Source organism: Ruegeria sp. AL7 (genome assembly GCF_056536105.1).
On record NZ_JBQFJF010000001.1, the window covers coordinates 150261 to 162427 of the forward strand.

Sequence of the window (12167 nt, forward strand, 5' to 3'; positions counted from 1 at the left end):
ACGCGAGTTGAAACCACGCGCCTGCCAAATCGCGTCCCAAATAATAAATTCCCGACGTCAGCCAAGGTGCAAAACGCCGGGAATCCATTTCTTCAAAGTGATGTTACAGGCGCAGAGATCAGTTCCCCGCACTTTCCATTTTGCGATGGGCAACGACCTCTTCCAGCCAGCCCAGATGCATCTCGGGCACCGAGCTCAGCAGAAGGTCTGTATAGTCGTCGAATGGCGGGCTGAGCACCTGACTCTTTGGACCATAACGGGCCACGCGTCCCTGATACATCACCGCGATGCTGTCGCTGATCGCCCGAACCGTCGCCAGATCGTGGGTGATGAACAGATAGGCCACATCCTCGATCTTCTGCAAATCCAGCAGCAGTTTGAGGATACCGTCCGCTACAAGCGGGTCGAGCGCCGATGTCACTTCGTCACAGATGATCATCTTGGGCTTGGCTGCCAGTGACCGCGCGATGCAGACGCGTTGCTTTTGGCCACCGGACAACTCGGCCGGATAACGGTCGATGAACTTCTCGCCCAACTCGATCTCGTCCAGCAGTTCGACGACCCGTTTGCGCTTTTCGGCACCGCGCATGTTGAAGTAGAACTCCAGCGGGCGTCCGATGATCGTACCCACTGTCTGGCGCGGGTTCATTGCCACGTCAGCCATCTGATAGATCATCTGCAACTCGCGCAGGTCCTCGCGGGATCGTCCGGCAAGGTCAGGCGAAAGCTTGCGTCCGGCAAACGTAATCTCGCCGTCGCGCGGCGGCAGCAGGCCGGTGATCACTCGGGCAAGTGTCGATTTACCCGACCCGGATTCACCCACAACCGCCAGCGTCTGACCCGGATGAAGCTCGACATTGACGTTGTGCAGCACGTCGAAATTCAACCCCTTGTAGCGCGCGGTGATACCGTCAACGCTCAGCAGCGGTTCCGCTGTGGGCTGTTTTTCCTCGTGCTCGATCGAACGGACCGAGACCAGAGCCTGCGTGTACTCTTCCTGCGGGTTGTTGATGATCTGATCGGTTGACCCGTATTCAACCGTATTCCCCATCCGCAAAACCATGATTTCGTCGCTGACTTGCGCCACGACCGCAAGGTCGTGCGTGATGTAGAGAGCAGCAACACCGGTATCGCGAATGGCTTCTTTGATCGCCATCAGCACGTCGATTTGCGTGGTCACATCCAGTGCCGTGGTGGGTTCATCGAACACCACCAGATCGGGTTCAGGGCACAGCGCCAGCGCCGTCATGCATCGCTGCAACTGTCCGCCTGAAACCTGGTGCGGGTAGCGTTCACCGATATTATCCGGGTCGGGTAGGCCTAGTTTGGCGAACAGTTCCCGCGCGCGGCCTTCGGCCTCTTTTCGCGAAAATTTCTTATGCTCAACCGCAGCTTCGACAACCTGATCCATGATCTTCTTGGCCGGGTTGAACGACGCGGCAGCGGATTGCGACACATACGCAACCTCACCGCCGCGCAGATTGCGGATATCGCCATGCGACGATTTCAGAATATCGCGCCCGTTTACCCAAACCTCGCCGCCGGTAATTTCAACACCGCCCCGGCCATAGGCCATGGAAGCGAGGCCGATGGTGGATTTCCCGGCACCGGATTCTCCGATCAGCCCCAGCACCTTGCCGCGTTCGAGGTCAAAACTGACCCCGTGCACGATTTCGATGTCATGGGGTTTCTCACCCGGTGGGTAAACGGTCGCACCGATCTTGAGGTCACGGACCTTGAGAAGGGTATCACTCATCCCCGACCTCCTTTCAGCGATGTGGTTCGGTTCAGGATCCAGTCAGCCACAAGGTTGACCGAAATCGCGAGCGTCGCGATGGCCACGGCGGGGTAGAGCGCTGCGCCAATGCCATACACGATGCCGTCCTTGTTTTCCTTCACGATGCCGCCCCAGTCGGCCAGCGGTGGCTGAACGCCCAGCCCCAGAAACGAAAGGGTCGAGATGAAGAGAACCATAAAGATGAACCGCAGCCCAAACTCGGCCACTAGCGGTGACAGGGCGTTTGGCAGGATTTCGCGGAAGATGATCCAGGCACGGCCCTCGCCGCGCAATTTGGCCGCCTCGACATAATCCATCACGTTGATGTCGACAGCAACCGACCGCGACAGGCGATACGGGCGGGTCGCGTCCAGAAGCCCCATCACCAGGATCAGGATCGGAACCGTCACCGGGACGATGGCCAGAATGACCAGCGCCAGGATCAGCGTCGGGATCGACATGACCAGATCAACTGCCCGGCTGAGCACCTGATCGGCCCAACCGCCCAGAACCGCAGCCAGCAAACCCAGCGACGTGCCGGTTACAAAGCTGAGGATCGTAGCCGCAGCAGCAATGAAGATGGTGGTGCGCCCGCCATAGATCATGCGTGTCAGTAGATCCCGACCGATATTGTCGGTGCCCAACAGGTGTTCGGCGCTTGATGGCTCCCACACATCGCCAACCACTTCGGCCATACCGTATGGTGCAATCAAAGGTGCGGCCAAGGCGACAAAGAAATAGAGACCTGTGAAAAACAGACCGATCATCGCCGAAATTGGAATATTCTTCATCATTTCGGATGCCTCAGTCTTGGGTTGGCCAGGATCGATACGATATCGGCCACCATGTTCAGCCCGATATAGACGGCGGCAAAGACCACACCACACGCCAGCACGACCGGCACGTCACGCTTGGTCACCGAGTCCACCAGGTATTGTCCCATGCCGGGATAAACGAACACCACTTCGACTACGACAACACCCACAACCAGATAGGCCAGGTTTAGCATCACCACGTTTACAATGGGTGAGATCGCGTTCGGAAAGGCATGTCGCGCAATGACCTGAAAGTTCGACAACCCCTTTAGTTCCGCCGTTTCGATATAGGCCGACTGCATCAGGTTGAGGATCGCTGCGCGGGTCATGCGCATCATCTGCGCCAGAACCACCAGTGTTAGCACGAATGCGGGCAACGCGATCGCATTGAGTTTTTGCCCAAATGACATCGAGTCATTGATCATCGCAAGCGAGGAAAACCAGCCCAGCTTTACCGAGACATAGTAGATCACCACATAACCGATCAGAAATTCGGGGATCGAAACCGTTGTCAATGTGATGGCAGAGATCAGCTTGTCTGGCCAGCGGTTGCGGTAGCGGACTGCCAGCAGGCCCAGAAAGATGGCAAGGGGAACCGAAACCACGGCCGCGGCGCATGCCAGAAACAATGTGTTGCCCAACCGTTTGCCAATGCTTTCAGCAATGTCGAGCTTGTTGGTCAGGGACTGACCCAGATCACCCTGAACGATACCGCCCAGCCATTCGAAATAGCGGGTCAGGGCAGGCCGGTTCAGGCCCATTTCTTCGCGAAGGTTTGCAAGGGCCTCTGGGGTTGCGGACTGCCCCAGGACGGCTTGCGCTGCGTCTCCGGGAAGGGCTTCGGTCAGGCCAAAAATCAGAGCCGAAGCGCCAAACAGCAATAGGAGTCCCAGCGCAAGGCGCTGGGAAACCAGTTTGATGATAGGATGCATGATCCGTGGCCCGTTTTAGACGAACCACATTTTGCGGGACATGTTGCCGTTCATCATCTCTTGGTTCGGGTCTGATTCCCAACCATCCAGCTGATTACTGACGCCTTCAACAAAGTTGTTGAACATCGGGCAAATCAAGCCGCCTTCGTCGCGGACCATACGGCCCATCTGGCTATAGATGCCTTTGCGCTTTTCTGCATCCAGTTCTGCACGCGCCGAAAACAACAGATCGTCAAAGGCCTGAACTTTGAAACGAGTGTCGTTCCAATCCGCAGTTGACAGGTAAGCGGTAGTATACATCTGGTCTTGTACAGGGCGACCACCCCAGTACGACGCACAGAAGGGCTGGACGTTCCAGACTTCGGACCAGTAGCCATCGTTGGGCTCACGTTTGATTTCCAGCGGGATACCAGCCTGAGCGGCCGTCTGCTGGAACAGAGCTGCGGCGTCGACAGCACCTGGGAAGGCACCATCTGCAACACGCAGGATAATCGGCGAGCCATCATGGCCAGACTTTTTGTAGTGCTCGGCCGCCTTTTCGACACTGAACTCGCGCTGCTCGATTGTTTCGTCAAACAGTGGGTAGGCCGCGTTGATCGGCATATCATTACCGATCGAACCGTAGCCTCGCAGAACCTTGTCTACCAGGTCAGCCCGATTGATGGCGTATTTCAGCGCGGTGCGCAGTTCATTGTTATCAAACGGTGCCGTGTCGCAATGCATGATGAAGACATAGTGACCGCGACCAGCGGTAGAATGTACGGTCAGGTTGGGTGCGCGGCCCAACAGGTCGGCAACTTTGGGTTCCACGCGGTTGACCGCGTGGACCTGTCCGGATTGCAGGGCAGCGGTACGCGCAGTTGCGTCGTTGATGACGATGACTTCGACACTGTCGAAATTGCCGTAATCGCTGTTCCAGTGGTTTTCGTTCTTTGTAAACAAGTGACGCACACCGGGTTCGTCAACTTCCAATTTGTACGGTCCAGTCCCGATACCTGCCCCCGGATTATCCATACCGCCATCAGGCTGAATGATCAGGTGGTAATCGGCCATCAGATAGGGCAGGTCGGCGTTTGGCTCGGTCAGGGTGACCTGGAAGTTGTCGCCGTCAGCTTTCATTGACTCAATGCCCTTCATGATGCCCAGGGCACCGGACTTGGAGTCTTCGTTCGAGTGGCGCTGCATGGTTTTCAGCACGTCTTCGCTGGTCATAGTCTTGCCGTTGTGGAATTCGACACCCTGACGCAGCTTGAAAGTCCAAACCTTAGCGTCGGCGCTGCCTTCAACGCTTTCCGCCAGACGCGGCTCGATCGAGCCGTCTGGTGCAACTTCAACAAGCTGGTCACCAAACTGTTTGCCGTTCTGGAAGGGAACCGAGCTTGCGTAGGTCGCTGGGTCCAGAGAGTTAGTGGATTCACCACCCTGAAGACCAAATTTCAAATCACCGCCCTTTTTCGGCCCAGCAGCCCGAGCGGCGTCCGCGAACATTGTGCTGGCCATCGCAGCCGAAACACCCAGAGCCGCGGCTTTCCCCATGAATTCGCGGCGGGTCATTTTTCCGGCTGTGACCTGACCGGCCATATGCGTGATTTGTTCGTTCATCGATTATTCTCCCTATCGAGTGGTTTTAACCCTTTTCGGGTTTTTGTTGACGCATGAGTCAACGTTGGCTTATTTCGGCGGACCGGGCAAGGGTATTTCTCCTAGATGCCGAAGGCCGAAGCGCAAGTAACCTTGTTTGGCGCGATGCCCTTTCCACAAGAATACTATGATACAATTCTGTTTCAGGCCAGTTTCCGAGCCTTTGCGGTACGGCGCGGTGCGATATGCGTCAATTCATCCACGTATTGCGACAACCAGGTCCATGACATTGGTGCCGGTTGGCCCGGTTGTCAGCAAGGCTTGGGCTTTTTCCAGAAACGATCCGCTGTCAGCATTTCGAAGGGCGGTTATCCCGCTTTCGCTCCATGTTGCGCCGGTAATGATTCCCCCTGCCGCATTGGTCGGCCCGTCTGTGCCGTCCGTGCCGCCGACAACAACTGTAAGGTTTGGCTGCCCGGCAATCTCCTGCGCCAGTGCAAGTGCCAGCGCCTGGTTTCGCCCACCGCGCCCAGGGTGATCGGGCAAGACCACTGTCGGCTCTCCGCCGAAGACCATCACGCCCTTTTCCATGCCGCGCAGCAGTTGGCCGAGATGTGCGGCAACCTTCAGATAGTCGTCATGCAGCGCCTCTTCATCGGCCCAAACCTTTAGCCCAGCCGCTTCGGCGGCTTGTACAACCGCACTGCGGGCATGGGCGTTCGAGGCCACGATCCGCGTGACGGCCTCAAATGTGTGGCTGGAAGGCAAAGCGCCGACACCCGATCCAATGACATTGAGGTCGTCGCCCGGTACGTCCGAGATGGCCAGAACGGTCGCGCGCGCGCCCGCAAAGTGCGACAGCAACCCCCCGCCTTTGATGCGGGACAGTTTGCGCCGCTCAGCGTTCATAGCGCCGATGTCCATTCCCTCTGACAGTAACTTGCGGTTCAACGCTTCAAGATCGCTCAGCGATTTTCCGGGCAAAAGGTCCTCGGCCAACGAAGACGCGCCACCCGACACCAGAAGCAGCACATGTGATCCGGGTTCCATCTGCTCCAGCGCAGCACGCAGAGCGCGCCCGCCTGCAAGGCTGCGGTTGTCCGGAACCGGGTGCGAGGCTTCGATCACCTCGACAGTGTCCGGCAAGTCACGGCCGTGATCGTCCTTGGTCACAACAAGCGTGGGAATCGTGCCGAACCGCGCCAACGCCGCCCGTGCCATGGCGGCGGCGGGCTTGCCTACGGCCAGAATACGGTCCGGTTTCGGGATGTCGTGCAGGGCGGCCTCGGTGGCGGTGTATCCGTCAACGGCCTCAACCCCGGCGCGCCAAAGTTGAACGGCTTGCTTTTCAGTATCCATCAAGTCTCCACCCAGATTGTGACCGGTCCGTCGTTGACAAGTTCAACGGCCATGTCGGCCCCGAATTGTCCAGTTTCCACCGCTACACCTTGCGCAGCAAGGTAGTTTGCGAAGGTATTATACAGATGCTCGCCAAGTTCGGGCGGTGCTGCAGTTGAAAACCCCGGCCTGTTACCGCTTGTTGTATCTGCCGCCAATGTAAACTGGCTGATCACCAAGGCTGACCCTTTTACATCCAGAAGCGAGCGGTTCATCTTGCCCGCATCGTCCTTGAAAATCCTGAGTCTGGCGGTTTTCCGGGCCAGTTTTTCAGCCTGGGCTTCATCGTCCCCCTGCATGGCGCAGACAAGAATCAAAAGCCCCGGACCGGATGCGCCAATGACATTGCCATCGACCGATACTTTGGCTTGCGAAACTCTTTGCAGCAATGCGCGCACGCGGTTCCCCCCCCTTGGCGATTATCTTGCCTGAGCGATGGTTTAGCCGCGCCAGTCGACAAAGTCACCCAGCGCGGCACGATCTGTGCGAAAGTTATTTGCGGGATGCTTTCTGTCTGAATACCCAAAGGAAATCGCGCACAGGATCAGACGGTCTTTCGGGATCTGAAAATATCTGTGCAGGAACGGGCCATACGCAGCTAATGCGGCCTGAGGAATGGTTGCCACGCCCAACGCCTGCGCTGCCAGCGAGAAAGCCGTAACAAACCCTCCGCAATCCATTGCGCCATATGGCCCAAGTTCCGCCGGGCTTGAGACGATGGCGCAATGCGGTGCATCGAACAGAGCGAAATTGCGCATCATTTGTTGGGCCGATCCTGCCCGGTCCCCGCGTTCCACACCGACTGCTTCATAGAGCGCCCAACCGCACGCGCGGCGGCGGTCTTGATAGACGCCTGAATATGACGCGGGAAACGGAAGATCGGGGGCCGGTGCGCCTGTTTCAGCTTCGTTTTGCATCGCCGCGCGGAACCTGTCGGTCTCTGCGCCGCTTGTGATCACCAATTGCCACGGCTGCGCGTTACACCAGCTTGGGACCCGGGCCGCGCTGGCCACGATTTGTTCGATCTGCTCCTTTGGTACAGGGTCGGGCAGGAAGGCCCGGCAGGATTGGCGTTTCTCCAGAAGGTTATTCAGTTCTGCGAATGACACTAGCGCCTCGTTGTTATGTTCCGACCCTCAGGATGATCATGCCGCGCGAGATGTACAAGCAGTTGCTATTGCTGCCCGTTGGCTGCCAGATACCCGACAACCCCGGCAACAAGCAGGCCCAGAACAACGGCAATCGTGATCTTGATGGCTGACCAGGGACGTTCCCCCTGAACCCGCCCGGTTCGACCGTTCACCACAAATCGATAGGTCTGCCCGCGATATTTGTAAGCCGCCAGCCAGATCGGTAGCAGAATATGCTTGAACGTGACGTCTCGTACCTCGGTGTCTACCGTGTGGATACGCTGCTTGTCGCCCCCAATATCGAAACGAACATCCCGTTCGATCACGCGCGCCATGTGCGCGCGGGCCTCGCTGTAGCCCTCTTTCAATTCGACCGTATACGCTTCGGCGCGAAACCCGGCGAGGTATTCTGGCTGGTAAGGTTCAAGTGCCGGCAGATCCCAAGGCTGCAACGCGTCAGTGTAAGCCTTGGGCAACGACTGCGAAGCCAGCACCAGGACATCGTCAAAAAACCGCGCAACACGACCCGATTTGGGTGACCAGCGCACCTTTGGTACTTGTTGCTGAACCCGTTTACCGTCCCGCATCACAGTGTGGGTTTCATAATAGATCACGCCGCGCTCGCCACGGTAGGCGGATTTGGTGTCGGCATCAAAGGTCCAGTACGGCACATAAATGCCCTGCATCTTGCGGCCCTTGCGGGCATAGTCCTTCAACCCGTTGGGCGCGAACCATAACCGCCCCAGCCAATCGCTCATCGCCTTATGCGCCTCGCGCTCGTCGAAAGCAAAAGGCAGAACGCCCTTCGGCTTGATATGCCGGTTCACGCCGGTGTCGGTTACCACCGGCGTGGCACAGAACGGGCATTCCGCAGCGTGCGTGTTTGGGTCGAATTCAACCTGCGCTGCGCAGTTCGGACAGGACAGAACGCGGGTCTGTTCAAGCTCGCTGTCAGGCAGACGGTCCGCAATGGCCGCGTCAAAATCCAGTTCGCGCAGGCTGGCACCTTGCCACGGACCCGATCCGATAGGTTCGGAATGACCACAATGATCACATGTTAGCGTACCATTGCTAGGACTGAACCGGTAATCCGCGCCGCATTGCTGGCAGGGGAAGCGGTGCTCTGCAAGGTCAGGGGCGTGTGTCATACATTACCCAGAAGTGTCAGGACAGATGGAGGAGTATCGCGTTTTGGTCAGGCCCCCGGCGGCGGCGGAGGCAGAATGGTGAACAGTTGTGCAAGTTCCTGCACGTCTCCGGCTTTCTTCCAGCCGTCCTGGCCCGCGGTCCATACATAGGTGTCGCGCGTCAGATCACCCTCGCTGGCCATTCGGCCCATCCTGGCTTTGGAGTATGGGCCGCTGGTCTGCCCATCCACGGCGATATGCCAAACATGCTCGACCGGCGGCGGCGGCGGGGCCGCATGAGTTGACGGTCGTGGGGCAGCGGGGGCGGGCGATCCCCACGGGCCGCTTGGCTGGGCCGCTGCCATGTTTGACATCTGCTGTGCCATCGCCATGCCCATTCCCATGCCAAGACCTGCGCCCATGCCACCGCCTTGGCTGGGGTTGCTGGCCGCAGCCGTCATTGCCTCTGCTGCGGAATACTGTGTGAATTTGCCCAGATCTCCGGCCAATCCCATCGAGGTCCGCTTGTCCAATGCGGCCTCGACCGCCGGAGGAAGCGAAATATTCTCGATGTAGAATTCCGGCATCTCCAGCCCATAGCCTTCCAACACCGGGGAAACTTCAGCCGCGATCAATTTGCCCAGATCAGCCGTGTTCGCCGCCATGTCCAATACAGGAATACCTGACCCCGAAATAACGCGGCTGAACTCCTGCACGATGATGTTGCGGACCTGAAAGCTGATCTCGCTCATGGTGAATTCGCCGTCGGTTCCGACGATTTCCACAAGGAACCTGGCCGGGTCTTTGACCCGAACGGTATAGGTACCATAGGCGCGTATGCGTGTCGGCCCGAACTCGGGGTCGCGCAGCATGATCGGGTTCTTGGTCCCCCATTTCAGGTCGTTGAACCGGGTCGTATTGACGAAGTAGATCTCGGACTTGAACGGCGACTGAAAGCCATGATCCCAGTGCTGCAACGTGGTCAGGATCGGCATGTTGTTGGTCTCTAGCATATAGAGACCTGGCGTGAACACATCCGCCAACTGCCCTTCATGCACAAATACGGCCGCCTGACCTTCGCGCACAGTCAGCTTGGCACCGTATTTGATTTCATGGCCTTCACGCTCGAACCGCCAGACCATGGTGTCGCGAGTGTCGTCAACCCAATGGATGACGTCAATGAATTCTCCGGTCAGAAAATCGAATATTCCCATTTGGGTTCTCCTGTCCTTGGTGTCAGAGCGGTTGCCCCATCATTTCCCGGGCTATGACATGCACGATGGGGCGGGCCTGATCGACTGTCACGCCGGGCTCCAGCCGCTTGTCATAAAGCATTGTCAGCAGTTTTTCGTCATGGCTCGTCAGCAGGGCAAACTCGTCATCATCATTGAAGATCGATGGGCGCGCTGCCGGGCTGTCGTTCGACAATCCCAGTCCCTGTGCGATTTCTTCGTGGATACAGCTGCGGCGGACCAGATCGGTCAGCTCGGCCCGGATCAACGCAACGGCGCGCACATATTTGTACGGAGACGCCGTTGTCGCCGAGGCAAAAACAAAACAATCGAAATTCGATCTCGGATTTGCGACCAGATCAAGCGAAGCCTGACTGATATTCGGGATCAGCTGTTTCAGTCGGGACACCACATAGGTGCTGTCGTCCTTGCCCGCGAAGAAGACGTGGAAGTTAGCGTTTCGGGAGACCACGGAAATCGGATGATCCGTCAGCCTCGCCAGGCGCGAGGCAAAGGATTGAACCCGTTCCGCATCTTGTTCCCGAACAGCGGGCAGCACGGAAGGCCCAAACTCAGTCTGGATGCGCACCGGCCCCGACCACCGGCTGAGTTGCCCGTCTGTCTGGCGGGAACCGATGGAAACGTTTTGGGTCGGATATTCGCTGTAGAACGCAATCGCTTCGAAATTTCGCGCCAGATCCTGGGCGTCATAAGGCGTATCGGGGCCGCCCCCGTCTGTCCGCAATAACCCCCGGACCAGAAGGTCGCGTTCGACACGCTGGTAAAACCGCGCCAGATCCTGACTTGCGGCAGATGGCGGTACATAGGCATTCGCCGCAACAGAAACAGGCGCCGGGCGCGCTTGTGGTGCAATCGAGGATGTCAGTGTTTCATCGCAATTGGCCAAAGCCAAAAACGCCGCCATCCCCAACCCCAGTTTCAGATATGTAATATCCCGCACGCCCAGTTCAGCCTCAGCCGGGGACAGCGGTTCCGGCGTTGTCGCCGGTCCCGTCTCGTCGCGCCTTGGCGGATGCCAGAGTGTCGCGCAGTTCCGCCTCCATCTTCTGCAACTCGGCCTCGGCGGCAGCACGTTTGGCTTTTCCTTCATCCGCAATGGCAAGGCTTTCGTTGATGGTACCGATCAGGTCTGCGTTGGCCTTTTTGACCGCTTCGATATCGAACACGCCGCGTTCCATTTCCTCGCGGATCATCTTGTTCGACTGGCGCAGATTGGCAGCATTCGAAGTCAAAAGCTCGTTGGTCAAATCGTTGGCGTCGCGCACCGCGGCGGCAGCTTCGGCGCTGCGCTGAATGGTGACGGCCTGTGCCAGTTGCGTTTCCCACAGCGGCACGGTGTTCACCAGCGTCGAGTTGATCTTCGTGACCAGCGACTTGTCGTTCTCCTGCACCAGCCGGATCGACGGCAGCGACTGCATCGTGACCTGACGCGTCAGTTTCAGATCATGCACGCGGCGCTCCAGATCGTCACGCGCGGCGCGCATGTCACGCAGTTCCTGCGCTTTCATCACCTGTTCTTCTTCTGGCGCGGCCTGAACGGCGGCTTCCCTTTCGGGGATGTCATGGCTGTCCAACTCGGTCAGCTTTTCTTCACCCGCCGCGATATACAGCGCCAGTTCATCGTAGAAACCCAGAGTTTTCTCGTACAGCAGGTCCAGCGATTTGATGTCCTTGAGCAGTGTATGTTCATGTCCCAGAAGATCGTCAGTAATGCGGTCGATCTGCCCCTGAACTTCTTCGAACTGAGCGGTGAATTTCGCAAATGGTGCGGCTCTGCCCAGCAGCCTTTCCCACCAGCTACGCTCGCGGCGCACGTCCAGCTCACTGACCGAAAATCCGCGGATCGTGGTCACGATATTGCGCAGGCTGTCACCTGCCGGGCCAACATCCTTGTTGCGCACATCCGCAAGCATGGCCTGACTGATTTCCTGCAATTCGGCCTGAGCGGAAGACCCGAAAGCAACAATCGAATTGGTGTTGCCCATGTCGATCTCGTCCATGCGCTTGCGGATCTCGGCACTCACGGGTTCATCGGCTTCTTCAAGCGAGATGACCTCGGCCTTTGGTTCGGGCAGGGCAACTGCGGTGACTTCCTGCACCAGTGTTTCGGCCTGAGCCGCCTTGTTCTTGATCTCATCGGACATGGGGATGTTC

General features: G+C 58.0%; 11 protein-coding genes. All 11 read right to left on the minus strand.

The window, feature by feature from the left end; all coding sequences use genetic code 11:
- Window positions 1-118: 118 nt before the first annotated feature.
- The 11 genes from ACR3E2_RS00765 to ACR3E2_RS00815 all read right to left on the minus strand — a co-directional run bounded on the left by ACR3E2_RS00765 (window position 119) and on the right by ACR3E2_RS00815 (window position 12157).
- Complete coding sequence (locus ACR3E2_RS00765) at window positions 119-1756, minus strand: ABC transporter ATP-binding protein (RefSeq protein ID WP_480475718.1); 1638 nt, start codon at window positions 1754-1756, stop codon at window positions 119-121.
- On the minus strand, window positions 1753-2568 hold the full coding sequence (locus ACR3E2_RS00770) for an ABC transporter permease (protein WP_209504928.1): 816 nt from the start codon (window positions 2566-2568) through the stop codon (window positions 1753-1755). Before ACR3E2_RS00770 ends, ACR3E2_RS00765 begins: the two co-directional genes overlap by 4 nt.
- Window positions 2568-3524, minus strand: a complete 957-nt coding sequence (locus ACR3E2_RS00775; protein ID WP_209504642.1) for an ABC transporter permease — start codon at window positions 3522-3524, stop codon at window positions 2568-2570. The genes ACR3E2_RS00770 and ACR3E2_RS00775 overlap by 1 nt, the downstream gene beginning before the upstream one ends.
- Before the next feature lie 15 nt (window positions 3525-3539).
- Complete coding sequence (locus tag ACR3E2_RS00780; protein WP_480482037.1) at window positions 3540-5126, minus strand: ABC transporter substrate-binding protein; 1587 nt, start codon at window positions 5124-5126, stop codon at window positions 3540-3542.
- Window positions 5127-5360: 234 nt separating this feature from the next.
- The gene (locus ACR3E2_RS00785) at window positions 5361-6464 is read right to left on the minus strand and encodes a glycerate kinase type-2 family protein (RefSeq protein WP_480482035.1); all 1104 of its coding nucleotides are present in this window, start codon (window positions 6462-6464) and stop codon (window positions 5361-5363) included.
- Window positions 6464-6901, minus strand: coding sequence for a D-aminoacyl-tRNA deacylase (dtd, locus tag ACR3E2_RS00790; RefSeq protein ID WP_480475727.1), 438 nt, complete (start codon window positions 6899-6901; stop codon window positions 6464-6466). Before dtd ends, ACR3E2_RS00785 begins: the two co-directional genes overlap by 1 nt.
- A gap of 42 nt (window positions 6902-6943) precedes the next feature.
- Window positions 6944-7612 carry a nitroreductase gene (locus ACR3E2_RS00795; RefSeq protein ID WP_480482033.1) on the minus strand — a complete coding sequence of 223 codons (669 nt, stop codon included), beginning with the start codon at window positions 7610-7612 and terminating at the stop codon, window positions 6944-6946.
- Between the two features lie 65 nt (window positions 7613-7677).
- Window positions 7678-8781, minus strand: coding sequence for a TFIIB-type zinc finger domain-containing protein (locus ACR3E2_RS00800; protein WP_480482031.1), 1104 nt, complete (start codon window positions 8779-8781; stop codon window positions 7678-7680).
- Between the two features lie 47 nt (window positions 8782-8828).
- Complete coding sequence (locus tag ACR3E2_RS00805; RefSeq protein WP_480482029.1) at window positions 8829-9974, minus strand: SPFH domain-containing protein; 1146 nt, start codon at window positions 9972-9974, stop codon at window positions 8829-8831.
- A 22-nt stretch (window positions 9975-9996) separates the two neighbouring features.
- Window positions 9997-10917: a DUF2927 domain-containing protein gene (locus ACR3E2_RS00810; RefSeq protein WP_480482348.1), complete on the minus strand. Its 921-nt coding sequence runs from the start codon at window positions 10915-10917 to the stop codon at window positions 9997-9999.
- 49 nt (window positions 10918-10966) lie between these two features.
- Window positions 10967-12157 (minus strand): toxic anion resistance protein, encoded by a 1191-nt coding sequence (locus ACR3E2_RS00815; protein WP_267365964.1) that lies wholly within the window; start codon window positions 12155-12157, stop codon window positions 10967-10969.
- Window positions 12158-12167: the final 10 nt, after the last annotated feature.